We start from the raw sequence: 23,145 nt of genomic DNA on the forward strand, positions 1-23,145 counted from the left end.
ATTTTATATAAACATCTGCTGCAATAGGCCCTTTTTTAAATCTTTTCCTCCTTGAATAATTGTTAACACTGGAAGTTCCTCGTGTTTCTTTTCAGAATATTCTTGAAACACATCTCCCAACTTACGCTGTTCCCAAGTATCAGTAAATCCGGGAAATCGAAGTTCTGGAACTTTTTCTCCTTTTTTAGGAAACAATTTTTGAAGTAAAGATTTCTTCAATTTTTGCAAATGCTCTGACTTAAGCTGATGAAAGGTGATAAGATGGTCAAGGTTGTAAAAAAAGGTTCCAATTACTTTCTGCTCAATAGTCTTAGGAGTTAAAACATCAATTTCATTGATTGCAGCTTTTGACAAACTCGGCACTCCGGTAGACTCATCTTTCTTTTTCCAATTGATATTTTGAAAAATATCAAACACAAAGTTCAGGTCGTTGCTATCTCTTGGAATCGCATAAAACAGTGTATCTACCGTCCAAAACGGTGCTTTAAGGATATACGGTTTATCTATCGTACCTTTTCTTCCAATTCCTATTGCATCTTCCAAGTATGATAATGCTTCACTCACGCTGAGCATGTATCCGCCTGTCCCATAGACCGGTATAGAACCTTCTTTAAGGTGCTTATAGTCTTTACCACTGCGAACATCAACCATTTTCCCCAGCTTCCGCTCTTCCCACTCGTCCGTAAATCCCGGGTATTTCCTTGTTTCATGCGTTCTTCGTCTATCTTGAATCCTTTTTGAATGTACTCTTTTAAAATGTTCGTTGCCCACACCCTGAATCTAGTTGCCTTAATTGAATTCACACGATAACCCACCGATATAATCGCATCTAAATTATAGTATTTTACATTCTTTGTCTGCGTTTTCCCCTGCAGAGCTCCATGCCGCGTGGTATTTTCCAAAATGGAAACAACCACTTTTTCATCCAGTTCACCCGATTCAAAAATATTTTTCAAATGTTTACTGATTGCCGGTACGCCTACATCAAATAGTCCTGCAATTGCTTTTTGTGTTGCCCAGATTGTTTCATCCTTAACTATGACTTCTATTTTTGCATCTGCCTCATACATTAAAAACTCAATTTCATTCATATTGTTTTCCTTTATCTTAGTTCTCTACTAATCTGTCTGCAAGATCATAGATAGCTTCCCTTAATTTGTTGCGGTATTTTATTCTGGAAAGTGACTGTATCTCTTTATCATGGGATAAAACGGCATAATCTCTGCTTCCTTTTGCAATAATATCCCGAATTCTGCCGGTATCATCTAAATCTTGTATCCCATATTTATGGCGGGCGAAGAATGTACGCATTTCAGCGCTTGTGACAACATCGATAATTCCCCACTTGATTCTAAATTCCTGTAATAACCGATCCAGACTTATGTCGTTTGCCTCCTGAATGATCTGTTCACTTCCCGCATTCAGTTTGGCCGGATACTTAAAATCCGGATCTGTTGGATACAATCCTTTTGCGATCGCTTCTGCAGCATTGATAATTTTCCCCGCATATCTTCTATTTTCCAGTCCATTCGCAAACTGGTAAATCTTTTCTTTTGTTTCACAGGCTCCTTGTTCATCTCTTTCATGAACCTGATTCAGAAGTTTCTCCACAAGCTCTGTCAAGTAATCATAGTCAACCTTTATGTCTTTTACATGTGTCATCTTCAACTCAATTTGGTGAATTGATATTTTCTTCTCTTTTGCCAGTTGCTGTTTTAGTTCATTACTCAGAACGGTAGTAAGCATAATCTCTTCTTCCGGCTCCATTCCCAGCGACTTCAGCAGTTGATCCGGCTGTTCATAATCAAAGCCTTCCTCTTTCCCATCCACTACTTCCGGGGCATACTGTTTTAATTTTGCCATACCGCTATTATACTGTCGTAACAGATGCAGCATTTCTTCTTTCTTTTTTTCACTTGGCGGCACCCTTTCAAATTGATTTGTAATAGCTCTAGACCCTGGTTACTCTCTAACTGACTGTCATTATTTGTGGTATTAAGGCTATATGTAATCGCCACCTTTAATGTCGGTTTCCCTTGTTTTTTATTCTTATTATTCACTCTTTGAAATTCACGAAAATACATCATGGCCATTGGTGTACTGGCTTTGCCGCCTCCTACATGGGTGGTTAATATTGCATTATATTTTCCCTCGCCGGAACGGTTTTTCCAGTTTTTGAATATATCTTCGACCACTAATTTTATGTGCTCTATATTTTCATCATAGAAGCTGGGCTCTATCGCATCATCTATATCCTCTTCCGTTAGATTTAGAATTTTATTTCTGATCTGTTTCTCGCTCCACTTAGGGTATCGTTGGCGATAAAATTCAGGAAGATATTCTTCCTTCATTTTCTCTTCATCAATTGTTGTCTCGAAGTCTACTTTAAAGCCCAGTACATTTCTATCCGCAATGGCTTCCCGAATGGTATATGCGTGAAGCAGCGGACCAAAAATACTCTCTGTATTCATACCTATAGCGTTTTCATCAAACATAGGCGTCCCTGTATATCCTATCCATGCGGACTGCTTAAAAGCTTACGGCTGACCAGAGTCCCCAGCTTTTGAACAGACGTTACTATAATATTATTATCTTTACTTTTTAATTTGCGGCTTAAGTCATTGGTGTTATTTGTATCCCGGACACTTCCCAATCGTGTCTCATCGCCGATTTCACCGTCTGGGTCATATGCCTTATAATCCTCACTCGTCTGCCTTGTAAGAGCAATTCGATCTACAACAAAAACGACTTTGTCCACATTCGGCATACGGCTTGCCAGCCAGGCAGTCTTAAAGCTTGTAATTGTCTTGCCAGATCCTGTTGTATGCCATATATACCCAATCTTGTTATTTCCCGCTTCAAAATCTGTCCGTTTAATCCCTTCCACTACTTTTTGAGTGGCATATACCTGATAAGGACGCATAACCTTTAACGTTTCCTTATTCTTCGTTCCGTCCAGAATCATATAATTGGTTGCCATCTGATGTGCCATAGGAATACTAAGCACATTGTCCGCAAACTCTTTCCAGCTGCGGACAATGGTATTGTCTTCCCGTCTCTGCCAATGAAATGCAAAGTCTTAATTGAACTTATCCGCCGTAGTATTTGCCATGTATTTCACGTTATTCGGAGTAATGGCAACCAATATCTGTACTGTAGAATAGATATCCCGGTATTGATTCTCGGCCACATACTGTTCCATCTGATTTAAGGCCTCATCCACATCCCGGTGGTCGTTTTTTTCCTCAATTTGAATAATGGGCAGTCCGTTAATCAGCAAAGTCGTATCAAATATCCTATCCTTTTTTCCTGCTATAACTGCCGGACGTTTTATTTGATACACCACTTGGTATATGGTATCGCCTGCTCCAATTTGCTTTTGATCAAATACGGTCAGGAACACGTGTCTGCCATCATCCAAATCAATTTCTATTTGAGAAACGCCATTTAAACCATATAAAAACTGCCCGGCTTTATATGGTGTATGCAGATTACTTATAATCTTTTTAACCTGGTTAAACTCTACAACACTTAATGGATGCTCTAACGTTTTTTGGTTATGCTGTTCCAGAATTTGCTTGAAATTCTCCCAAAGTGCGTCTGTTGTTTTTATTTCCGGCTTGTATTCCCAAAATTTTGTTTTTACAATATAACTTGGTGTTTCCCACATAACAGAAGCTTTTGCAACATCTGTATCTGTTTCACCTGAAAGATATTGAATTAATTCTGATTCAAACTGAGCTTCTTTCATCCTCTAGTACCCCCTCTAATTTGTTCAGTAAAACTGTCATCTTGTAATCTGCCACCCGTTTTCTCAAAGCCTGCACCCGTAACTGTTTGAAATAAACTTCTCCGATTATTTGCTGCTCATGTAACGACGGCAAAGATGGAAGTTCAATTTCTTTTAACTGGGCTAATGTATATTTTAAAACGGTCGTCCCTTGTAAGCCTAATTGAAATTGTTTTCTAATGGCTCTATTTTCATTTAGCAAATAGATCAAATATTTAGGAGCGATATTTTTATCGGGTTTTACTCTAACATAATTCTGTGTATACAAGTAACCTTGATGGTCTTTTCCAACTATGCTTGCTGTACCTGATATTAAACTGAATATGATATCCTGCGGGAATACTATAGACACTTCGTCTCTGGTTCTAATCTTTTTCGGTTCCCCTGATAATAAATTTATCCCTACCAAGTCATCTGTCAAATCATTTCCTTTACTGTCCCGTTTTATTCCTGTCATTCCCCTTTCCCCCGACTTTTTTCAAACAGACTCTATATCGGCAGACTGTCCCTCACACACAGTTTTCCATACCCCACCTGCGAATTCGGATACTCACTAAATCCAGGAAGTTCCCTTGCTCCCTTCTGCAGATATGCTTTGATCTTCTCTCCGTATAAAAAGGGATCATTCCCTCTCACAATCCCCCACTCCATCAAAAGAGCCGCGCTGCCCGTCACAAACGGCGTTGCCATGGAAGTTCCACTCATTCTTGTATTCCCGCCGCCGGGACTTGCCCCCAGAATTCCCACTCCCGGTGCCGTGACATCCGGTTTTTCCATGCAGATATTCAGGTCTCCCCTTCCGGAAAAAGATGCATAAGAATTATAAAATACATCGTAGGCTCCCACAGATATAACACTTCTTGCCGTAGAAGGAATCGTCAGCGTCAGATCCAGGCTGGGTTCTAAAAATCTGGTTCCCTCATTGGTCCCGGCGGATACAGGCAGCCACATGTAATAGTCCCCCCTGACGATCCTTCCCGGTTCCATCACAATGGTCCACTGACCGCTCTCGATTTCGCCGCCCTGCGGTACAAAGGCAAAATAGATTTCCTGAAGCCTGTTATACGGAGTCGGAGAGCCATAATAGACATAGACCGTTGTCGTCCCAAACCGGTAGTCAGTCCTTCCCTCCTGGTCCTGAATCTCCCTTCGCTCTCCTGAGGGACTTTGAAGCCACAATCTGAATTCATCCACATAGTTTTTCCACAGCTGCAGGTTCAGGCTCTGTTCGTAAGGCGCCACTGCAAAGATCACATCTTCCGGCTGCCTTAAACATCCCTGTCTGTGCCTGCCTGATGCTCCCTCGTTGCCTGTTCCGATGCAGACGGCAGTCTGCCACTGACCGGCCATCTGGCTGATATATGTTTCAAGCAGAGTATTTCCCCTGTGGTCTCCGTAATTATTCCCATAACTTAAATTTACGCTGACCGGCTTTCCCTTTGTCTCAGCGTAACGGATCACATACTCCAGAGCCGTCATCAGCTGTGTCGTTCTGGGAAAGCCCTGTTCCGTCGCATTTCCAAGCTTCACCACGATCAGAGAGGCTCTGTCTGCAACTCCCTGTCTTCCCGCACAGATGGAAGCCACATGGGTCCCGTGCCCGTTAGTATCTCTGCTTAGTACAATATCCCTGCCCTCTGCCGCCGGTGCCTTCAGCGCGCGGTTAATATCCTCCCTTGTGTATACACTTCCCTCATAGAAGCCTTCCGGCGGATGTCCCGGAATCGTCTGATCCCACAAAGTTTCAATCACCGTATTCCCCTGGTCATCGATGAAATCCGAATGAAAAATATCAATGCCCGTGTCGATCACGGCCACATAAGTTCCATCGCCGTGGAGACCCTTTTGTCCATCCCTTACTGACAGGATGCAGGAGGCCGCAATCCCAGCCTGATCGCTCAGCAGAAGGTTCTTAGGCTTTTCCATATAAATAACCTGAGGAAGATTTGAAAAAGTATCGATAGATTCCTCAGGCAGATAAACTATGGCATATTCATTGCTCAAGGCTTCCAGTCTTCCCCCTTCCGGAACCGGAATTTGACTAATATCACCGATATACCTGATGATCAATTCCCACAGATTCTGCTGCCTGTCATAACCCACATCCAAGTCTCTGCTCTTCTCCCGCTCTTCAGGAGTCAGACTCAGAGAAAGGTTCAGCTGATTTTCTATTTTTTCGTCCATATCAATCCCCGCAATTTCCCTGTTATTTGAATCTATGAACCCGGCCTCCTCACTCATTTATAGTTTTTATCTATGAATAGCTGGAATTTCACCGCAGCGTCTCCCTCCCAAAAGAAGTTTCAACCTTTTATTTACTTTTCAAATAAAACAGCTTTCCTTTTTCAGGTAAAGTAAAGATGTAAAAACGAAGTACAGGAGGATACAATATTAAATGAAAAAACAAATATTTGCTGTGCTGGCTGCCGCAGTGCTGGGAACTGCGGCCCTGTCCGGATGCAGTTCCGAAGACAAAAATACTTCCGAAAAAAAAACTGCCACACTGACCATTCCCGCAGCCGCCAGTCTTACGGATGTGACAGAGGACATCGCCGAGAAATATAAAGAAAAGGAACCCAATGTAGAACTCCGCTTTTCCTATGGGAGTTCCGGCGCACTTCAGACACAAATTGAAGAGGGCGCGGACGCAGATGTTTTTATGTCGGCTGCCCAAAAACAGATGGATGCTCTCTCAAAAAAGAACCTGATCAATAAAAAATCCCGCACGAATCTGCTGGAAAACAAGCTTGTACTGATCGTCCCAAAAGGCAGCAAGACATCCGTTAAAACCTTTGAAGACCTGGCAGATTCAGGCGTAAAAAAAGTGGCACTGGGTGAGCCAAAAGCAGTCCCGGTCGGACAATATTCAGAAGGAGTCTTTCAAAAACTTGGCATTTTGGATAAAATAAAGAAGAAGGCAAACTATGGAAGCGATGTCCGCCAGGTTCTCACATGGGTAGAAAGCGGCGAAGTGGACTGCGGAGTCGTCTATATGACGGATGCGAAAATATCGAAGAAGATCAAAGTAGTCTGTGAGGCTCCGAAGAAAGCCGCCGACCCTGTGATCTATCCGGTGGCCGTGTTAAAAGACAGCAGACATCAGAAAGAAGCCCAGAAGTTTGTAGATTACTTAAAAACCGATGAAATACTGAAGCTGTTCGAGTCTTACGGCTTCCAAAGGATAAAATAATGTTCGATCTGTCACCACTGTGGATTTCTCTAAAAGTAGCTCTTCCGGCTACCATATTTACCTTTGTACTGGGTATCTGTGCTGCCCGGACCGTTGTAAAGCTGAAACACGGACAGGCTGTCATCGACGGCCTGTTTACTCTGCCTTTAGTCCTGCCCCCAACAGTCGTCGGTTTTTTCCTGCTGCTGGCTTTCGGAAAAAACAGCCTGGTAGGGCAGTTCTTTTCTCAGTTTGGGTTTTCCTTTATATTTTCCTGGCAGGGTGCGGTCATCGCCTCAACTGCAGTTTCATTTCCGCTGATGTACCGCACGGTCCGCGGCGCCTTTGAACAGATCGATCAGGAATATCTGTATGCAGCCAGGACCCTGGGAATGACAGAGGGAAAAATATTCCGAAAGATCATCATCCCCCTGGCATGGCCGGGCATCCTTGCAGGAACAATTCTTTCCTTTGCAAGGGCTCTCGGCGAGTTCGGAGCCACCATCATGATCGCAGGCAATATCCCCGGAAAAACCCAGACCATGTCCGTAGCCGTATACACGGCAGTGCAGGCAGGCGACCGTGAGAGTGCCTATCTCTGGGTCATGATCATCGTCTGTTTTTCCTTTGTGATGATGCTCGCCATGAACTTCTGTACATCTTTCCAGGTGCGCTTTGCACGGCGGAAAGGAGCAGCAAAATGAGTCTTTATGTAGATATTGAAAAACATCTGCCTGGGTTTCATCTTAGGACTTCTTTTGAAGCAGGCAATGAAATACTTTCTATTCTGGGGGCTTCGGGCTGTGGAAAAAGCCTGACTCTGAAATGTATTGCCGGAATCGAGACACCGGACCGGGGACGGATCGTTCTGGACGGCAGAGTTTTATTTGACTCCCAAAAGCGTATCAATCTGCCCGTGAGGGACCGGAAGATAGGATATCTGTTTCAAACTTATGCCTTATTTCCCCACATGACGGTGCGTGAAAATATTGCCTGTGGGCTGACTTCCAGGGACAGGTCTTTTGTAGGCTCATGGGTTGAAAAGTTCTATTTATCCGGCCTCGAAGACCATTATCCCTCCCAGCTTTCCGGCGGCCAGCAGCAGCGCACGGCCCTGGCAAGGATGCTGGCATCCAGGCCTTCTCTGATCATGCTGGACGAACCTTTTTCGGCTTTGGATGATTATCTGAAATGGCAGCTGGAGCAGGAACTGATGCACATCATACGGGACTTTCCCGGAACCGCCCTGTTCGTCTCGCACAACAGAGACGAAGTCTACCGGATGTCCGACCGGATCGCCGTCATGGGAAATGGCCGCCTAAAGACCGTACAGCGCAAAAAAGAATTGTTTCAGAATCCGGAATCTCTGGAAGCCGCGCTTCTTACAGGATGCAAAAATATTTCTCATGCAGAGTATATCGATGACCACACATTTTTTGCGTCCGACTGGAACATTGTCCTGACATCTTCCGTCCCTGTTCCAAAAGATATCAGATACGCCGGTTTCCGGGCCCATTACTTTTCCATCGAACTGGATGCGTCTCTGCCCAACACGATAGAATGTACGGTTACGGACATCATTGAAGATACCTTTTCCATGATTCTTCTCTTTCGGGAAAAGCAGAATAAAAAGTCCGGAGACTGGACGGGACTGCGCTTTGAACTACCTAAAACTCTCTGGAACGACCAGATAAAAAAGGATACGATCTTTCTCAGGTTTCCGAAAGACAAATTTCTTTTTATGAGATAAACAAAAGTGGATTTTACACGGCTTTTATCCTTTGTAAAATCCACTTTTTAATTTTCCAGCTGATCCAATGTATCGATATCCCTCAGTTCCTGTCCTCCGGCCTCAAATATAAACACATCTTCAGAATGGCTTCTTACGACCTGCTTGCCTCCCCGGTCTCCCTGTATGGAGAGAAGTTCCTTCACGTAACAGCTGTGAAACACACACGGGTTTTTCGGAATTCCATCTTCCGAGAGACAGCCGATTCCTTTTCCCGCCCGCAAAAAAGCAGACAGGAATTTCCTGACCGTCTCCTCTTTCAGTTCCGGCTGGTCAGCCGTAAAGAAAAGATAGTATGCATCCTCCCGCGGATGCAGATTGGCTTTCAGCCCGATCTGAACAGAGGATGATATCCCCTGTTCGCTGTGCCGGTTCATCAGGCAGAGCACACCGCTCTCTTTTGCATCCAGGTAAATTTCTTCATAGCGGGTCACCACAGTCACGTCTGCGTCTTTCAATTCCCGGGCCAGCGAAAGCATCACATCCAGTGTGTGCCTGTACATAGGTTTACCGCCGATCTCATATAAAAGCTTATTGGACCCAAAGCGGCGGCCAAACCCTGCGGCCAGCAGGATCATGTGAATCTTCATCTCTATATCCTTTCAAACAGGACCCGGACATGCCCGCCGCAGATCATTCCAAGGTCAGAGGCATCTTTTGCCGAGAGGTCATATTCCTTTACCTGTACGCCAGATACGTGTCCGGCATCCCTGCATGCGGTATATTCGACGCTGCCTCCCCCGATGCTTCCATAAGATGTTCCTCCTTCTCCCAGGAACATCTTGCTTCCTGTCCCTCTCGGAGAAGATCCACTCTTTGAAAGTATCGTCAGCATGACTCCGTGTTCTCCTCCAAGGACCGCATTTGCCACATCCATATCCGCAAAGCCGGTATGGCGGCGGTTCTTTTCTTTCACGATCTCTGCCATGATACTCACGGCGATCTCCTCCGGCAGCTGTCCACCAAGGGGCAGACCGATCGGTGAGTGCATGGACTCTACCTTCTCGCCGGATAACCCTTCTTCTAACAGGGCATCTTTTGTAATCTTTACTTTCGTGCGGCTGCCGATCATGCCGAAATACGCATGGGGATGAGATAAGACCTTTCTTGCGCAGGCCCGGTCTCCCTGATGTCCCCTGGTCACCGCCACATAAAATGTATTCTCATATCTGAACAGTTCATCCGGCAAACAGTCAAAATCACAGCAGAGCAGCCGGTCTGCCCACGGAAACCTGTCTTTCGTGACAAACTCTTCTCTGTCATCCACCACCGTTATGTCAAATCCAAGAATCTTTCCGATCTGGCAGACCGGCTGTGACACATGGCCTCCTCCTAAAATAACGAGCCTGGGGGCTTTTTGAAAGAGCTCCACAAAAATCTCACGTTTCCCAATCGAAACAGTCTCTGTCTGCTCCACCCTCCTGAGTTCAGGAAGAAATTCCTTCCAGAAATGCTCTCCATGCATCTCCTCCTGAGTGTAAATACATTTTTCTCCTGCCATCGGGCCGGAGAAAATGGTGGCACTCAAAACTTTTCCCCTCTCTCCGAGCATTTCAAACAACAATTCATATGCAGACAAACAGACACCTCCTAATAAGCCAGTACTTCATATCCCGTCTCTGTCACGAGCACCTGGATCTCCCACTGGGCGGACGGACGGCCGTCTGCCGTGTAGACGCTCCAGTTATCTCCTCCATCAGTGTAGACTTCATCGGTTCCCATGTTGACCATGGGTTCAATGGTGAATACCATGCCCGGGACCAAAAGCATCTCCGTGCCCTTTTTCGTGACGTAGCTGACAAACGGCTCCTCGTGAAACTCCAGCCCGACACCGTGTCCGCCGATCTCCCGCACGACCGAATATCCATTCTTGACTGCGTGATCGTGGACCGCCTGGCCCATGTCTCCCATGAAGCCCCACGGTTTCACCTGTGCAAGCCCAAGTTCCACACACTCTTTCGTCACATCCACAAGCTTCTTCTTTTCATCACTTACATTTCCGATGCAGAACATCCTTGATGAATCCGAAAAATATCCATGATAGATCGTTGACACATCCACATTGATGATATCTCCGTCCTTCAGCACAATATCCTCAGAAGGGATGCCATGGCACACCTGCTCATTGATGGAAGTGCATACGCTTTTCGGGAAACCTTCATATCCCAAAGGAGCCGGGATACCCCCAAGTTCCGCAGTCTTATCGTGAACCAGCCGGTCGATCTCCTCTGTGGTCATTCCTTCCCTGATATGTTCTGCTACATAGTCGAGGACTGCGGTATTGATCTTTCCGCTTTCTCGGATTCCTTCGATCTGTTCCCTGTTTTTGAGAATAAATCTCGGCGGCACAATATGTCCCTGCCGCGCGAATGCCTCTATTTTTTCGTCCGAAGCCATATGGCAGGCTTTATATTTCTTATTGCTGCCGCACCAGCAGGCATCATTTCTTCCCAATTTTCCTAACATGTCAGTTCCTCTTTTCTAAAATTTGTTTTCTGTCCCCTATTATATCACTGGAGTCCTGCCGTGTTAAGAAAATATCTTCTGTCAAAGCGGCAGATCTCTTTTTTGAAACCGGTATTTCCCCAATTCAAAAAACAGAATCCCAATCATCAGCAGAATCCCTGACATGACAATTGCCCGGCTTTCTCCTATTAAAAGAGCATCTCCATCAAATAAAGTAAAAATTGTGGCATATTTGAGATTTTCCAGCTTATCCCCCATATTTGAGAGCATCTGTACAAGATAAAAAACAAGAAATACTCCGACTCCAATACCTGTGGACCTGCGAGTATCATTGCAGATACAGGACATAAAAAAGAAAAATCCGCTGATACATATATGAAGACAGAGCAGACCCGCATTTAAACTGAGAAATTCTGCGATTCCCAAGTCCCCCGGAAACATCATCTCAGAGCAGACAATGCCCAGCACCGTGATATATAAGATCATCAGGCACACGCTGGCTGTCAGGAAGAACCCCTGTGTTCGGACGACTTTTCTCCTGGAATGAGGCGCGGAGAGGATGGATGCCATAGAACCCCTGTCCACATATCCGGCCACCAGCTTATTGGCAGTAAACAGCTCATATATCATAGGCAGCACAAACATAAAAAAGCCGTATAAATAGGTTTTTAAAAAGCTCTGAAGAGTCGTCCCGGGATTTGTCATCCCTGCGGCTGACATGAGCCCCGGCATCGCCTTTTCAAACTCCGCCAGCATTTTCCCGAGATCGGGTTCAAACATGGAGACCATGACGCTGATATACATGGAGGCCACGGCTGCGATGATCAGAAACACTTTGTAATTGGATTTTATTTCCCGTTTCAAGAGCGGCATGACAAATATATTATTCATGAGAATCACCTCCGTAAAAATGCAGGAACAAGTCTTCCAGGGTCTGCTTCTGTTCCGCCAGGTTTAAGACCCGGTATTTTCCTAAACATCTGATGAACTCCGAGAGTTCTCCCCTGACACCGACCGTGACCCGGTTCTCCCCGGTCTGCCTCACCCCGTTCATCTCCCTGGAAAATGCCTCTGCCTCCGCTTTCGAACCCAGGGTGACCGTAAAGACCTTCTGCTTGCTCTTTCCAAGTGTTCCCATGTCTTCCACGGCGACAAGCCTTCCTTCTCTGATGATCGCCGTGCGGTCACAGGTCCTCTCCACCTCCTCGAACATATGGGAGGACATGAGAACCGTCGCTCCCCTCTTCTTTTCCTCCAGGATCAGTTCCACAAACTGATTCTGCATCAGAGGGTCCAGCCCGCTCGTAGGTTCATCCAATATGTAGAGATCCGGAGAATCCATGAATGCACATACAATGCCGATCTTCTGTTTCATTCCCTTGGACATTTTTTTGATCCTGCCTCCCGGGTCCAGAGAAAACATATCCATGAGCTCCTGCATCCTGCCCTTATTCTTCATGCCTTTCAGGTCCGCGGCGAACTTCAGAAACTGCTTTCCCGTCATATCATCCATAAATGCGATCTCTCCCGGCAGATAACCGAGGGATCTGTGAATATCCTTTGCCTTATGAAAACAGTCCATTCCGTTGATCGTACAGGTTCCGTAATTCGGGGTGGAAAATCCAAGGAGATGTCGGATCGTCGTAGTCTTTCCGGCTCCGTTGGGACCGAGGAATCCCATCACTTCTCCCTTTTTCACGGAAAATGAGACATCAAAGATACCCCTCTGATTTCCATAATCCTTTGTCAGGTGTTTCATTTCAATCGTATTCATAGATACTCCTTTCGGTAGACGCTTTTCTTTATCCAGTCCATCCAGCGCTCATAGTCTTCGCACACCCGGTCAAGATCAAAATCTTTTCTGCACACCGCCTCATTTTCTTCATATCTGGCCTTCAGAAGGAACCCGTGGATATATGGGTTATCCTTCAGCAGAGTGGATTTCACCCGTATCGAAAGTTCAAACAGTTTAAAAAAGTCATGTTCTTCTTTGAAATCCATATCCTCCAGCTGCCTCACGATCAGGCCAATCAGATAATCATAGACATAAAGATACAATGATTTTTTATTCTTAAAGTAGAAGAACAGCAGTCCCTTTGATATGCCGGCCAGTTCTGCCATCCTGTCTGTGGAGGCATGCTTATATTCTTTCTCCGCAAATACCCGGATCGCCGCATAAATGATCTTTCTTTGTTTTTCTTCGGGAAGTTTCAAAAACTTTTCGTTCAAAACAGCCTCCTTCCATTGACTGTTCCGGTTCATGAGTTAGTTTGATTATATGCCATTGACTCAAAAAAACAACCCCCTGTATTATCCAGAAACAAAGATAAGGCCAAAGCTGTAAAGCTCATTTTTTTGGAATATTGTAAAACCATATCCGGTGCGGTACAATAGATGAAAAATATGCGAAAGAAAAAGGTGAACATATGACGAAGACAAAAAGAAAAACAGGCAGATGGATTCTGCTTTTCATACTGCTGATCCTTCTTTATGAGGCGGCAGGGGCATGCCTGCCCTTTGCATTCCAGAAGACAGTTAGCGATTCCTACAAAAAAACAGTCGATGTCCCGGCGTTTTACGGTTCGGGCCCCGGCAGGGAGCGGGCCGGCATAGTCGAGACAAACATGGGCGCTCTGGACACAAGACTTGCCATGTTCCGGGAAGCAAAAAAGAACATCATCATCTCTACCTTCGACATACGGGAAGGAAAGAGCACTGACGATACATTTGCGGCTCTCATTAATGCCGCCGACCGCGGGGTCAAAGTACAGATTTTAGTGGACGGGCTCTACGGAATGCTGCACATGAACGGCAAATCAGTATTCCAGGCAGCAGGAAGCCATCCAAACATAGAAATCCGGTTTTATAACGAACCGAATTTTTTAAAGCCGTGGACAATCAATGGAAGGCTTCATGACAAGTATGTTGTTGCGGACGATTCGCTCCTTCTGATGGGAGGGCGGAACATGTTTGACTATTTCATCGGAGATGACAGCCGGGGAAGCATCGGCTATGACCGGGAAGTGCTTCTGTATTCCAAAAAACCGGAACAAAAGAACGGGGCTATTCCACAGGTCCTTTCTTATTTTAAAAGAGTTTGGAATTCCTCAGACTGCAAGACAGTTTTTGAGGGAGATCCCCAGAGAGAAAAGACAAAGAGTGAGATCAAATATCTCTCTCGTCGTTACCAGTCCATTAAAAAGAAGCTTCCTTCGAAAACGGACTGGGTAAAACAGACCGTTCCTGTAAAAAAGGCTTCCTTTGTGACAAACCCGGTCCATATCGGCAATAAGGAGCCTTATGTGTGGTATACGATGCAGCAGCTCATGCTGACTGCAAAAAAAGACGTCACGATCCAGACACCATATGCGGTTTTCTCCAAAGATATGTATAAGGGAATGGAGGAACTGACCGGGAAAGTCCCGAACGTAGAAATGCTGGTGAACTCCACAGCCGTGGGTGATAATTTCATCGCTTCCTCAGACTATACAAGAAACCGTTCAAAGGTCCTTAAAACAGGCCCCAGGGTCTACGAATTTTTCGGAGACCACTCCTGCCACGGCAAGTCCATTGCCATCGATGACCGGCTGTCAGTGATCGGCTCCTATAACTTTGACATGAGGAGCACATATCTGGACACTGAGACTATGCTCGTGCTGGACAGCCCCGAATTAAACAGAGAACTCAGAGCAAACATGGACAAGTTGAAGGACCAGTCCCTTGAAATAAATAAAAAAGAACAGTATTTTCCGAAACAGGGAGTGACCCAAAAAGAACCAGAGAATTCCAAAAAGCTGCTGTTTAAATTCAGTTCCCTGTTTATTCAGCTTTTCCGATACTTAGCGTAGCGGAGAAGAAAGTGGGCAAGCCCGCTTCATCACTCGGGAAAGACTTTCATGCACTAGCGTGACAAGGTCTTTCCTGAGAAAAAAACAACCCCTGTCATTCGGGATTGTTTTCTTTTTTGCCTGTCTGTTTCTTCTTTTTGACCCGGCTGAATACCAGGCCATTGTACAATCGGTATACGGAGGATACCATCATAATCCCACCGGACACTGCCATGGCGATGATCAGGGTTCTCTGCCCATACATGGCAAACAGCCCCCAGTTTTTTGCAACTGCATAATTCATCGTATAGTAAAGCTGCCCTCCCGGCACAAGGGGAATGATGGCCCCGATCAAAAATATAGTGGCTGGGCTCTTGGCCAGTCTGGCAAGTGCCTCCGCATAAACGGTCGCCGCCATGGATGCGACGAAGTTCGGCAGAAATGTACTCGTGGTCAAAGAAGCAATGACCAGATAGACCGTCCATGAGACAAGCCCCCCCAAACCGGCAAAAAATAACTTCTTTCCTCTCACATTAAATAAAATAGAAAAGCCGAGAGCTCCGATAAACGAAGAAAGAACCTGGATCGCCTGTGTTATCATAAGATACCTCCCCATAATACCAGCGCGGTGAAGGAACCTGCCGCAAGAAATACCGCTGTCACCACCACCTCACAAAGCCGTATCATACCCGCCATCACGTCTCCTCCTATAATATCCCGGATAGAATTGACAAAAGCCACCCCGGGTACAAGAAGCATGATATTTCCTATGATGATCGTGCCGTAATCTCTGGTGGCCCCCAGATGCGCCAGTATATATGCAATAGTGGCCACCATAAAAGCTGCAGTAAAGTCTGAAAACATAATATTGGAATCCAGCTTTTGAAGAAAAGCCATCAGCCACCAGACTGCCGCACCACATAGGGCCCCTATGATCCCTTCCACAAATCCTCCGCCGAAAAAGACTGCAAATGTTCCTGCGATCAGAGATGCAATCAGACACTGCACCGACAGGCTGTAAATGTGCTCCTGACGAATGTCCGAAAGCTTTTCCTCCAGATAAGAAATATCCGGCTTCTCCCTGCACACATATCTGGAAAGATCATTTAACCGGTCTAATTTATGAAAATCCGTCTTGTAGTATTTAATTCTTTTAGTCTGGGTAAACACATCTCCGTCTTCCGTAGTCACCGTGACCACTATGCTGGATGTGATCGTAAACGCCTCAACTTCCCTCGCCCCGTATGCAAGGCAGATGCGCTCGATAGTGTCTTCCACTCTGGAAACACCGGCTCCGCTTATCAACATCATTTTTCCGAGATCCATGGCCTGGATCAATACCTGCTTTAAAAACATGTGAACTCCTCTAACGTAAAATGACCGGATATTGGCTGTCAAAACAGATACCGATGCGGGCAGCCTGATCCATCCGCTCCTTTGTGTCACATTGGTTCAGCAGAATAAGAAGGTCCGCATCCGGGTATTGTTTTCTGAGCATTATAACATATTCCATACGGATCAGCTTCATAATATCCTCATAATTAAGAAATTCTTCATCAGATTTTTCAAGAATTTTACACGCGTGTTCCGGCCGGTGGCACACATCCTTTATTGGGTTCCCGAGAGCACTCATCCCTGCCACGATCAGAATCTGGTCCGTTTCCTCCGGTATGACCGGCTCTGTTTCATTTCTGGCCTTTACCGGCATTCTCTTTGCTCCGTCCGCCTCCACTATGGTAACGTCAGCAAAAGAGGAGGCTGCCTTAAAGACTTCTTTTGGCAGCCCCTTCATCTTTTCTCCGTCACGAAGTCCTGCTGTAACGGTCCGGCCCGGCTTCAGTCTCGGTATAATATCATCCGCATCTCCGGAAAGCACGGTCTCCCTCCCCGGAATTTCCATGTGAGTGGTGGTCGTCACCAGGACCCTTTTTCCCATCTCTTCCTGTTCTCCTGCGATCTTAAATACCGATGTCGTCTTTCCCCCGGCTCCCACTACGGAAAGGATACCGTCGCGGATTCCAAAGGCTTCGGACAGCGGCTCCTCTTTTCCTATCCTTTTCATTCTTAGTTTCTCCCAAGTTTTATTTTCTAACCTCCCTTTTACTTTAGCTTATTGCGCGGAACGCGTCCACCCGAAGGGTATAAAATACGGTGTGCCCTATGGGTGTACTTATGATTGTTCATTATTTGTAGCTTAACTCATATTTTTTATTCGGCAAATCGGAGTTTATCTTCGTATATAATCCAAATCTATGATGCCATTATATGATTGTGTTTTAAGTAACTTCAGCTTTATCTCCTGTTTCCCATTTTCAAATAGACGCGTACCTGAACCCAAGAGTGTTGGAATTACAGTAATATAATAACGGTCAATCAAGTTTTTATTTATGAACTGTTGAATCAGGTTTGCACCACCGCAGATCCAAATATCTTTTCCATTTCCTTCTTTCAAATGATGTATCAACTCAACAGGATTTTCATTTATAAACCTGATTTTCTCAGATGAAGCAAGCTCGTTATGTGTAATGACATAGGTTGTATAATCGTCATATATCCATTTATTTGGAGAAAGTTCAGTAACTACTTGATGATAAGTATTCCACCCCATCAAAATCGTATCAATGTCTTTTACAAACTCTGAATAAGTATCAATATTTTCATTGTTGCTGCCTTGTCCTTCTAACCAATCAACTTTGCCATTGCTATCTGCAATATATCCGTCAAGACTCATTGCAATAAACAAACTAACTCTTCTCATATCTGTTTACCTCACCAAATTCTGATTGCTCTTTCTTCAACAGTCCTTGAAAAACCCATGACATTTTCCACATGATTTCCGTTTGGCTCTTAGAATGCCTCACTCCAATCATGTAGAAAATGGACATAATATCTGCAGGAAAGGTGTTCTTCGAATAAAATGGGCTATTCTCCAAAAGCCTTCTTTATTCATCTGCTTTCCCTTAAAGCTGTTTTTTTTGAAAGGCAATGCCCGATAAAACCAAAAGGATCAGGAGGAGTACTCCCGTCATCAGAAAGCTCCTGGAAAAATCCGAGGTTTTGAGAGCCCCGGTAATCAATCCGTATGGCTCGGATACCAGACGCATAGGATTAAATTTCCGGATCCTGGGAACGATATTCAGCAGAAACATCACAGCTACCATAATTCCGGTAAATAAAAGGCTAGAATAACTGCTCTTTGAAATCACGCTGCCCAAAAGGTCTGAAGCCAGCAGCAGTACCCCGAACAGCCATACCCCCAGGAGCGCAGGCATCAGATGATCAATGTCTTTCGTTTTCCAGAAATAAACTGTATATCCATAGGTTACTCCCGTGCACACCGCATAGGATACTGTCCACAGAAGGACTGCCACCGTAAACTTTGAACAGAGCACCGCCGTCCGGGAAAGCCCCTTGGTGACCATTAAGATCAAAGTTCCTTTTTGGATCTCGCCTGCCATCATTCCGGAAAAGAGAATGGCTAAAACCGCAAGCCCCATCTGAGGCACATTTTTGAAAAACTGCATCCAGGAATCCGCCGCCGAGGGAGCCGGAAGATCAATGCTGATGCCTCCGGGCATAAAGCTTTTCACAAGCTCCGGGGTAATCTTTGCTATAAAAGGATTCATAAAACCAAACATCAGAAAAATACATCCGAGGATCAGCAATTTATAAGTGCAGATACTTTCCAGCAGCTCTTTTTTCGTAAACGCCCAGTACGCCCTCATGATATCACCTCCATAAATAAGTTTTCCAGGGTCGGCTTCTGCACTTCCATTTTCAGCGGACATATATTGTGCTCTGTCATGCAGATCATAAGCTCTGTCTCCAAACGGGCCATATCCGATGTGTGGAAAATTAAAACTCCATTCTTTTTCTCTACCCCGAAAACATAGCCCTTCTTCTGAAATTCAGATTCCAGCAGTTTTTGTCCTCCCGGTGTGCCCGTCTCCAGACAGAGGCTGTCTTTCCTGTGCTGTTCCTTCAGTTCTTCAAGGCTCCCCGAAAGGGCCAGGCTTCCGTCTTTGAGCACTGCCGCCCGGTCACAGATTCTCTCCACATCGGACAGCACATGGGTTGAAAATAATACCGTTGTTTTTTCTCTGACTTTTGAAAGAATATCCAGGATCTCCTTTCGTCCCAGTGGGTCCAGGGCGGAAGTCGGCTCATCGCAGATCAAAAGCCCGGGCTCGTTGAGCAGTGCCTGTGCAATGCCCAGACGCTGTTTCATACCTCTGGAGTATCCGCGAATTTTTTTCTTTTCCTCTGAAAGTCCTACCAGACTGAGAAGTTCTTCGCTTCTTGAACAAATCTCTTTTGCTGAAAGCCCTGTGATCTCCCCGCACAGACGCAGGTACTGCTCTGCCTTCATATACCCGTAAAATTCAGGCACATCCGGCAGATATCCCACTCTGCGGTTTGTCTTTGCGAAACCGTAGCGAACCGTTTCTCCCAACACCTTCACTTCCCCTTTGTCAGCTTTTAAAAGCCCGAGGATGATCTTCATGGTCGTCGTCTTTCCAGCTCCGTTCTGGCCTAAAAATCCATATACAGAGTGCTCCGGCACCTGAAAAGTTAAGTCCCTTAACACCTGATGGGTTCCAAACTGTTTTGAAAGATGTTGAATCTCCAGCACATTCATCATTCATCCCCTCTTCCAAACACAAAATACACGACCGGTCCTAAAAATTGTATAAACATGACAATTAATATCCAGAATATACGGTTCCCAAACCGGTAATCCGGATGTCTCACCACATGTACCAGGGCGGTCACCATCAGCACCAGTTCCAATATGATCACAGGGATTAAAAAAGGCATATATTCCATCAACTCATTCATCGTCATAACCTCCATTCTTTTTGTATGCGTTTTACAATCTCTTCAAACCTGGGGTTTCCTGTGAGCGGCTCGAATGCCGGATGTTTAAACCCGTCTATCACTGACTGTTTGATCAGCTTTGCTTCCCGCGGTGCCTGGACTCCCAGACACATTTCATTCAGCCATGGATCGACCAGATCAAAGAAATCATCTCCATGCAGTGTGTACGGCAGAAGATTGTTCAGGCAGACTCTCTCATAGTTTTCAAGCATGGCGAGTGCTTTTTCTTCTTTTTTCTGTCCCATATACCCCACTGCGGCCGCGAAGTATAACTGTGCCATTGCATTTACGTACAGAAGGTCCAGTTCAAATGCCTCTGCGATCTGACAGCCTCTTTGGACAAGCATTTCAAACTTTTCTTCATCTTTTTCATACAGAGTCAGCTCCTGTATCATAAATGACATCACGCCCACCAGATTCTGATACAGACTGATCTGGACTGTCTCTTTGGCCTTTACCTCATTTCCCAGCATGCGGTACGCTTCCGACAAGATACCCTCATCAAAATAATTTGCCCTGACTTCCTCGTCCAGTAGTTCCAGCGCCTTTTCAGGATGTCCCTCCAGCAGTTCCATTCTGGCTTCCAGAGAGTTTGCCTGAGAGGAGAGAAGGACATCACCGCTTTCTTCTTTCACTCTTCGGCAGAGATCCGCCGCCGTTTTCATTACGGTCTTCTGTTCTTCCGGTTTCTCCAGCAGGACAAAATGATTCATGTACAGAATAATCATCTGCATAATAAGAGGAAAACAGGAATAATATTTTTTCAAGATCCCGTCACATTCCTCAAATACTTCTTTCGCCGGCTTCTGACTGAAGTCCTTTGCCAGTCTTAAATAGAGTTTCCGTATGTCTTCCTTTGTCATCTGCGGCTTATATCCTATGAGTTCATCGACACTCATGTTGAAATAGGCCGCCAGCTGGGGCAGAAACGTGATATCCGGGTAGCTCTGCCCGGTCTCCCACTTGGATACCGATGCTTTGGAGACACCGATATAGGCTGCCAGCTGATCCTGGGTTATTCCTTTTTCTTTTCTCTTTTTCACCAAAATATTTGACAGATTTAACTCCTTCATATTCATCACCTCAAGTTCATTATAACCGTATACAGGAATACTACAATGGATTTGAAGTTGATTTTAGTTGATAAAATCAACCAAAAAGAAACAATGCCGCGGTATAGCATCCCGCAGCCTTTATTTATACCGGAAAATCTTATTCAGTTCATTGACGGTCTCCATGCAGTTCATGGCAAGAGTATTAAAATACAGCTCCTCGTCAAGGCATCCGTATACCCTGTCCTCTCCCAGAATCATGTTGTTCTTCGGCGTAATCTGCCTTCTGCGCATATAGGAGCCGATCTTCTCCCATTGTTTTTTCATCAGTATCAAGAAGGCTGTTTACACTTTTTAAAAAATCAGACTCTGCGGTGATGGGGGAGAAGAAATTTATTCACAAGAAGTACAGTGTCCGCCAAGGCTTTTAAATATTTCGGTCAGCACAAGGGTCACTCCCATCCCCACAATGGTCCCGAGGATACGGTTGTTGATCTTCATCATGCTTTCCTCCGAATACGGCATCAGCATCAGAAAGAGCTCATCGGATACCAGTAGCCGTGTTCCAGATTAGTCAGTCTGCACACCAGGTTCTCCGTCCGGCTGAAGCTTTTAATTTTTTCTATGATCTCACCGTTATCCGTCTGGTTCATATGGTACATCATCCGGATGAGCTCCTCTTTATCCCTTGAGTCCTTCTTCCCGTCCGATAGCCTGATAAACTGCACCGCCAGATTGTTCATTCCTTTTCTTACAGTTTTATAATACCTTTTTTCTTAATGATTCTGGAATGCAGATACAGAAAAGCTGTGAGGACGGCAATGGCATAGAGAAATGCACATAAGCGCGCAGGCATCGCCTGTGCCCGGGATCAGGCGCAGCTGGAGAAACACAAATTCCATTCCGTACAGAAAGTACGCCTTAGGATTGAATGTATCCGTCAGAAGAAATACAAGAAAGAACTGTACCCACAGATTCAGGAAAAAGCAGAGGATCAGATTTAAGGATGCCGCGTACGATGCCCCGCACACGATCCCGTAACAAAGACACAAAAATAACAGGGAATGCCGCCGCCCATTGTCTCCCGGCCGTGTGCATCCCGTTCTGACAATGCTTCATATTATCATCTCCCCTGCGTTGACTTTTAAAATAGAAAGTGCTACGATTTTATCACATGAAAGCAAGACTGTAAAGGAGACAGACTATGGGATTTAAACTTAGAAAGATCGTTATCATCGGAGCGGGACATGTGGGAACCATGTGTGGACTCAGCCTCATGTACCGGGGTGAAGTTGATGAACTGGTTTACATAGATATTGACAGAGAAAAGGCTTACAGCCAAGCACTGGACCTTGACGATGCGGTTTCTTTTCTCCCGCATCAGATCACTGTCCGGACAGGAGACTATGGGGATGTGGAGGATGCAGACGTCATCGTTATGGCCGCCGGTGTTTCCAGGCTCCCGGGCCAGACCCGTCTGGATATGCTGGACGATTCTATCCGCATCATGAAAGAAACAGCCTCTCACATGCAAGGCCTGCATATACCGGGAATCCTGATCAGCATTTCCAATCCGGCTGACATCGTGGCGGATTATCTGAGAAAGCAGCTGGGCCTTCCGAGAAACCGCTGTTTCAGCACCGGAACTTCCCTGGATTCATGCAGGTTAAGAAGGATTCTTTCCCAGAAGATGCACCTGGACCGCAATTCTATCCAGGCCTTTGTCATGGGCGAACACGGCGATTCACAGATGATACCTTTTTCTGCGGTCCATATTTCTGGCAAACCTCTGGTTCAGTGGATGAAAGATGAGCCAGTGCGGTATGGAAAACTGGATCTTGTACAGATCGAAAAGGAGACTGCCAATGCAGGACACGAGGTGATCGAGGGAAAAGGCAGCACAGAATTCGGTATCGGCATCGCCCTGTCAGAGATTGTCCGCTCTATTTTCCATGACTCAAAAAAAGTCCTGCCGGTCTCTCCCCTGCTTGATGGGGAATACGGACAGTACGGAATCCATGCGGGTGTCCCTTGTGTCATCGGAAAAGACGGAATCGAACAGATCATAGAGATCCCTCTGACTGACAAAGAAAAAGAGAAATTTGAAAACTCCTGCCGGGTGATTCGTGAATATATCAGCCGGATATAATCGTATTTCATCCCTCTCTTTTTTC

General features: G+C 45.4%; 30 protein-coding genes. 5 read left to right on the top strand and 25 right to left on the bottom strand.

What is annotated here, in order from left to right; translation table 11 throughout:
- Window positions 1-3: 3 nt before the first annotated feature.
- From P8F77_RS12770 to P8F77_RS12805, 8 genes are all read right to left on the bottom strand, one after another.
- Window positions 4-651 carry a restriction endonuclease subunit S gene (locus tag P8F77_RS12770; RefSeq protein WP_287519898.1) on the bottom strand — a complete coding sequence of 216 codons (648 nt, stop codon included), beginning with the start codon at window positions 649-651 and terminating at the stop codon, window positions 4-6.
- Window positions 561-1,091 (bottom strand): RhuM family protein, encoded by a 531-nt coding sequence (rhuM, locus tag P8F77_RS12775; protein WP_287519896.1) that lies wholly within the window; start codon window positions 1,089-1,091, stop codon window positions 561-563. The genes P8F77_RS12770 and rhuM overlap by 91 nt, the downstream gene beginning before the upstream one ends.
- Window positions 1,092-1,107: 16 nt before the next feature.
- Window positions 1,108-1,863 carry a hypothetical protein gene (locus tag P8F77_RS12780; protein WP_330625699.1) on the bottom strand — a complete coding sequence of 252 codons (756 nt, stop codon included), beginning with the start codon at window positions 1,861-1,863 and terminating at the stop codon, window positions 1,108-1,110.
- A complete protein-coding gene (locus P8F77_RS12785; protein ID WP_330625698.1) occupies window positions 1,851-2,495 on the bottom strand; it encodes a hypothetical protein in 645 nt (214 codons plus the stop codon). The genes P8F77_RS12780 and P8F77_RS12785 overlap by 13 nt, the downstream gene beginning before the upstream one ends.
- A 17-nt stretch (window positions 2,496-2,512) precedes the next feature.
- On the bottom strand, window positions 2,513-2,992 hold the full coding sequence (locus P8F77_RS12790) for a DEAD/DEAH box helicase family protein (RefSeq protein ID WP_330625697.1): 480 nt from the start codon (window positions 2,990-2,992) through the stop codon (window positions 2,513-2,515).
- An 87-nt stretch (window positions 2,993-3,079) separates the two neighbouring features.
- Window positions 3,080-3,751, bottom strand: coding sequence for a type I restriction endonuclease (locus tag P8F77_RS12795; RefSeq protein WP_330625696.1), 672 nt, complete (start codon window positions 3,749-3,751; stop codon window positions 3,080-3,082).
- Window positions 3,732-4,247 (bottom strand): restriction endonuclease subunit S, encoded by a 516-nt coding sequence (locus tag P8F77_RS12800; RefSeq protein WP_287519894.1) that lies wholly within the window; start codon window positions 4,245-4,247, stop codon window positions 3,732-3,734. Before P8F77_RS12800 ends, P8F77_RS12795 begins: the two co-directional genes overlap by 20 nt.
- 32 nt (window positions 4,248-4,279) lie before the next feature.
- Entirely contained in the window at window positions 4,280-6,031 is a 1,752-nt protein-coding gene (locus tag P8F77_RS12805; RefSeq protein ID WP_148459968.1) for a S8 family peptidase, read from the bottom strand.
- A gap of 154 nt (window positions 6,032-6,185) precedes the next feature.
- On the opposite strand from P8F77_RS12805, the gene modA reads away from it, so the two are divergent.
- From modA to P8F77_RS12820, 3 genes are read left to right on the top strand one after another with little or no spacing between them, the layout of a single operon-like run.
- The gene (gene modA / locus P8F77_RS12810) at window positions 6,186-6,980 is read left to right on the top strand and encodes a molybdate ABC transporter substrate-binding protein (RefSeq protein ID WP_287519892.1); all 795 of its coding nucleotides are present in this window, start codon (window positions 6,186-6,188) and stop codon (window positions 6,978-6,980) included.
- Window positions 6,980-7,663, top strand: a complete 684-nt coding sequence (modB, locus tag P8F77_RS12815) for a molybdate ABC transporter permease subunit (protein ID WP_024726920.1) — start codon at window positions 6,980-6,982, stop codon at window positions 7,661-7,663. Before modA ends, modB begins: the two co-directional genes overlap by 1 nt.
- The gene (locus P8F77_RS12820) at window positions 7,660-8,709 is read left to right on the top strand and encodes an ATP-binding cassette domain-containing protein (RefSeq protein ID WP_287519889.1); all 1,050 of its coding nucleotides are present in this window, start codon (window positions 7,660-7,662) and stop codon (window positions 8,707-8,709) included. Before modB ends, P8F77_RS12820 begins: the two co-directional genes overlap by 4 nt.
- 47 nt (window positions 8,710-8,756) lie before the next feature.
- On the opposite strand, the gene P8F77_RS12825 is transcribed toward P8F77_RS12820, so the two are convergent.
- The 6 genes from P8F77_RS12825 to P8F77_RS12850 all read right to left on the bottom strand — a co-directional run bounded on the left by P8F77_RS12825 (window position 8,757) and on the right by P8F77_RS12850 (window position 13,443).
- On the bottom strand, window positions 8,757-9,338 hold the full coding sequence (locus tag P8F77_RS12825; RefSeq protein ID WP_287519887.1) for a nucleotidyltransferase family protein: 582 nt from the start codon (window positions 9,336-9,338) through the stop codon (window positions 8,757-8,759).
- Between the two features lie 2 nt (window positions 9,339-9,340).
- Window positions 9,341-10,327, bottom strand: coding sequence for an XdhC family protein (locus tag P8F77_RS12830; RefSeq protein WP_287519885.1), 987 nt, complete (start codon window positions 10,325-10,327; stop codon window positions 9,341-9,343).
- Window positions 10,328-10,338: 11 nt separating this feature from the next.
- A complete protein-coding gene (locus P8F77_RS12835; protein ID WP_148459963.1) occupies window positions 10,339-11,214 on the bottom strand; it encodes a methionyl aminopeptidase in 876 nt (291 codons plus the stop codon).
- An 81-nt stretch (window positions 11,215-11,295) separates the two neighbouring features.
- Window positions 11,296-12,105 (bottom strand): ABC transporter permease subunit, encoded by an 810-nt coding sequence (locus tag P8F77_RS12840; protein WP_287519883.1) that lies wholly within the window; start codon window positions 12,103-12,105, stop codon window positions 11,296-11,298.
- Complete coding sequence (locus tag P8F77_RS12845; RefSeq protein ID WP_287519881.1) at window positions 12,098-12,988, bottom strand: ABC transporter ATP-binding protein; 891 nt, start codon at window positions 12,986-12,988, stop codon at window positions 12,098-12,100. The genes P8F77_RS12840 and P8F77_RS12845 overlap by 8 nt, the downstream gene beginning before the upstream one ends.
- Window positions 12,985-13,443, bottom strand: coding sequence for a TetR/AcrR family transcriptional regulator (locus P8F77_RS12850; protein ID WP_287519879.1), 459 nt, complete (start codon window positions 13,441-13,443; stop codon window positions 12,985-12,987). The genes P8F77_RS12845 and P8F77_RS12850 overlap by 4 nt, the downstream gene beginning before the upstream one ends.
- A 197-nt stretch (window positions 13,444-13,640) precedes the next feature.
- On the opposite strand from P8F77_RS12850, the gene P8F77_RS12855 reads away from it, so the two are divergent.
- Window positions 13,641-15,062: a phospholipase D family protein gene (locus P8F77_RS12855; RefSeq protein WP_287519877.1), complete on the top strand. Its 1,422-nt coding sequence runs from the start codon at window positions 13,641-13,643 to the stop codon at window positions 15,060-15,062.
- Window positions 15,063-15,156: 94 nt separating this feature from the next.
- Here the strand turns inward: P8F77_RS12855 and P8F77_RS12860 are convergent, their stop codons facing one another.
- The 11 genes from P8F77_RS12860 to P8F77_RS12910 all read right to left on the bottom strand — a co-directional run bounded on the left by P8F77_RS12860 (window position 15,157) and on the right by P8F77_RS12910 (window position 22,023).
- Complete coding sequence (locus P8F77_RS12860; RefSeq protein WP_287519875.1) at window positions 15,157-15,642, bottom strand: threonine/serine exporter family protein; 486 nt, start codon at window positions 15,640-15,642, stop codon at window positions 15,157-15,159.
- On the bottom strand, window positions 15,639-16,397 hold the full coding sequence (locus tag P8F77_RS12865) for a threonine/serine exporter family protein (RefSeq protein ID WP_287519873.1): 759 nt from the start codon (window positions 16,395-16,397) through the stop codon (window positions 15,639-15,641). Before P8F77_RS12865 ends, P8F77_RS12860 begins: the two co-directional genes overlap by 4 nt.
- 10 nt (window positions 16,398-16,407) lie before the next feature.
- Window positions 16,408-17,103, bottom strand: a complete 696-nt coding sequence (gene yqeC, locus P8F77_RS12870; protein WP_024726909.1) for a selenium cofactor biosynthesis protein YqeC — start codon at window positions 17,101-17,103, stop codon at window positions 16,408-16,410.
- A gap of 165 nt (window positions 17,104-17,268) precedes the next feature.
- Window positions 17,269-17,799 carry a dihydrofolate reductase family protein gene (locus tag P8F77_RS12875; RefSeq protein ID WP_024726908.1) on the bottom strand — a complete coding sequence of 177 codons (531 nt, stop codon included), beginning with the start codon at window positions 17,797-17,799 and terminating at the stop codon, window positions 17,269-17,271.
- Between the two features lie 202 nt (window positions 17,800-18,001).
- Complete coding sequence (locus P8F77_RS12880; protein ID WP_270430302.1) at window positions 18,002-18,766, bottom strand: ABC transporter permease subunit; 765 nt, start codon at window positions 18,764-18,766, stop codon at window positions 18,002-18,004.
- Window positions 18,763-19,680, bottom strand: a complete 918-nt coding sequence (locus P8F77_RS12885; protein WP_287519912.1) for an ABC transporter ATP-binding protein — start codon at window positions 19,678-19,680, stop codon at window positions 18,763-18,765. The genes P8F77_RS12880 and P8F77_RS12885 overlap by 4 nt, the downstream gene beginning before the upstream one ends.
- Window positions 19,680-19,880: a PLD nuclease N-terminal domain-containing protein gene (locus tag P8F77_RS12890; protein ID WP_024726904.1), complete on the bottom strand. Its 201-nt coding sequence runs from the start codon at window positions 19,878-19,880 to the stop codon at window positions 19,680-19,682. Before P8F77_RS12890 ends, P8F77_RS12885 begins: the two co-directional genes overlap by 1 nt.
- Window positions 19,881-19,882: 2 nt before the next feature.
- A complete protein-coding gene (locus tag P8F77_RS12895) occupies window positions 19,883-20,992 on the bottom strand; it encodes a helix-turn-helix transcriptional regulator (RefSeq protein WP_287519869.1) in 1,110 nt (369 codons plus the stop codon).
- A gap of 120 nt (window positions 20,993-21,112) precedes the next feature.
- Window positions 21,113-21,298 (bottom strand): hypothetical protein, encoded by a 186-nt coding sequence (locus tag P8F77_RS12900; RefSeq protein WP_287519867.1) that lies wholly within the window; start codon window positions 21,296-21,298, stop codon window positions 21,113-21,115.
- A gap of 203 nt (window positions 21,299-21,501) precedes the next feature.
- Window positions 21,502-21,714, bottom strand: a complete 213-nt coding sequence (locus P8F77_RS12905; protein ID WP_024726892.1) for a hypothetical protein — start codon at window positions 21,712-21,714, stop codon at window positions 21,502-21,504.
- 33 nt (window positions 21,715-21,747) lie between these two features.
- On the bottom strand, window positions 21,748-22,023 hold the full coding sequence (locus P8F77_RS12910; RefSeq protein WP_347256145.1) for a hypothetical protein: 276 nt from the start codon (window positions 22,021-22,023) through the stop codon (window positions 21,748-21,750).
- A 152-nt stretch (window positions 22,024-22,175) separates the two neighbouring features.
- On the opposite strand from P8F77_RS12910, the gene P8F77_RS12915 reads away from it, so the two are divergent.
- Complete coding sequence (locus tag P8F77_RS12915; RefSeq protein ID WP_024726891.1) at window positions 22,176-23,120, top strand: L-lactate dehydrogenase; 945 nt, start codon at window positions 22,176-22,178, stop codon at window positions 23,118-23,120.
- Window positions 23,121-23,145 lie beyond the last annotated feature (25 nt).

Origin of the sequence: Anaerostipes sp. PC18 (genome assembly GCF_039789045.1) — a bacterium.
Classification (GTDB): domain Bacteria; phylum Bacillota; class Clostridia; order Lachnospirales; family Lachnospiraceae; genus Anaerostipes; species Anaerostipes hominis.

Excerpts from the sequence above, each read along its gene's own strand:
- P8F77_RS12880 (WP_270430302.1), bottom strand. The coding sequence starts at position 18,766 with ATGAGGGCGTACTGGGCGTTTACGAAAAAAGAGCTGCTGGAAAGTATC.
- P8F77_RS12780 (WP_330625699.1), bottom strand. The coding sequence starts at position 1,863 with ATGGCAAAATTAAAACAGTATGCCCCGGAAGTAGTGGATGGGAAAGAG.
- P8F77_RS12860 (WP_287519875.1), bottom strand. The coding sequence starts at position 15,642 with ATGATAACACAGGCGATCCAGGTTCTTTCTTCGTTTATCGGAGCTCTC.
- P8F77_RS12915 (WP_024726891.1), top strand. The coding sequence starts at position 22,176 with ATGGGATTTAAACTTAGAAAGATCGTTATCATCGGAGCGGGACATGTG.
- P8F77_RS12805 (WP_148459968.1), bottom strand. The coding sequence starts at position 6,031 with ATGAGTGAGGAGGCCGGGTTCATAGATTCAAATAACAGGGAAATTGCG.
- P8F77_RS12820 (WP_287519889.1), top strand. The coding sequence starts at position 7,660 with ATGAGTCTTTATGTAGATATTGAAAAACATCTGCCTGGGTTTCATCTT.
- P8F77_RS12885 (WP_287519912.1), bottom strand. The coding sequence starts at position 19,680 with ATGAATGTGCTGGAGATTCAACATCTTTCAAAACAGTTTGGAACCCAT.
- P8F77_RS12795 (WP_330625696.1), bottom strand. The coding sequence starts at position 3,751 with ATGAAAGAAGCTCAGTTTGAATCAGAATTAATTCAATATCTTTCAGGT.
- P8F77_RS12895 (WP_287519869.1), bottom strand. The coding sequence starts at position 20,992 with ATGAAGGAGTTAAATCTGTCAAATATTTTGGTGAAAAAGAGAAAAGAA.
- yqeC (WP_024726909.1), bottom strand. The coding sequence starts at position 17,103 with ATGAAAAGGATAGGAAAAGAGGAGCCGCTGTCCGAAGCCTTTGGAATC.
- P8F77_RS12835 (WP_148459963.1), bottom strand. The coding sequence starts at position 11,214 with ATGTTAGGAAAATTGGGAAGAAATGATGCCTGCTGGTGCGGCAGCAAT.
- P8F77_RS12865 (WP_287519873.1), bottom strand. The coding sequence starts at position 16,397 with ATGTTTTTAAAGCAGGTATTGATCCAGGCCATGGATCTCGGAAAAATG.
- P8F77_RS12800 (WP_287519894.1), bottom strand. The coding sequence starts at position 4,247 with ATGACAGGAATAAAACGGGACAGTAAAGGAAATGATTTGACAGATGAC.
- P8F77_RS12790 (WP_330625697.1), bottom strand. The coding sequence starts at position 2,992 with ATGGCACATCAGATGGCAACCAATTATATGATTCTGGACGGAACGAAG.
- modA (WP_287519892.1), top strand. The coding sequence starts at position 6,186 with ATGAAAAAACAAATATTTGCTGTGCTGGCTGCCGCAGTGCTGGGAACT.
- P8F77_RS12875 (WP_024726908.1), bottom strand. The coding sequence starts at position 17,799 with ATGAGAAGAGTTAGTTTGTTTATTGCAATGAGTCTTGACGGATATATT.
- P8F77_RS12840 (WP_287519883.1), bottom strand. The coding sequence starts at position 12,105 with ATGAATAATATATTTGTCATGCCGCTCTTGAAACGGGAAATAAAATCC.
- P8F77_RS12770 (WP_287519898.1), bottom strand. The coding sequence starts at position 651 with ATGGTTGATGTTCGCAGTGGTAAAGACTATAAGCACCTTAAAGAAGGT.
- modB (WP_024726920.1), top strand. The coding sequence starts at position 6,980 with ATGTTCGATCTGTCACCACTGTGGATTTCTCTAAAAGTAGCTCTTCCG.
- rhuM (WP_287519896.1), bottom strand. The coding sequence starts at position 1,091 with ATGAATGAAATTGAGTTTTTAATGTATGAGGCAGATGCAAAAATAGAA.
- P8F77_RS12905 (WP_024726892.1), bottom strand. The coding sequence starts at position 21,714 with ATGAACAATCTGGCGGTGCAGTTTATCAGGCTATCGGACGGGAAGAAG.
- P8F77_RS12785 (WP_330625698.1), bottom strand. The coding sequence starts at position 2,495 with ATGTTTGATGAAAACGCTATAGGTATGAATACAGAGAGTATTTTTGGT.
- P8F77_RS12845 (WP_287519881.1), bottom strand. The coding sequence starts at position 12,988 with ATGAATACGATTGAAATGAAACACCTGACAAAGGATTATGGAAATCAG.
- P8F77_RS12825 (WP_287519887.1), bottom strand. The coding sequence starts at position 9,338 with ATGAAGATTCACATGATCCTGCTGGCCGCAGGGTTTGGCCGCCGCTTT.
- P8F77_RS12900 (WP_287519867.1), bottom strand. The coding sequence starts at position 21,298 with ATGAAAAAACAATGGGAGAAGATCGGCTCCTATATGCGCAGAAGGCAG.
- P8F77_RS12890 (WP_024726904.1), bottom strand. The coding sequence starts at position 19,880 with ATGAATGAGTTGATGGAATATATGCCTTTTTTAATCCCTGTGATCATA.
- P8F77_RS12855 (WP_287519877.1), top strand. The coding sequence starts at position 13,641 with ATGACGAAGACAAAAAGAAAAACAGGCAGATGGATTCTGCTTTTCATA.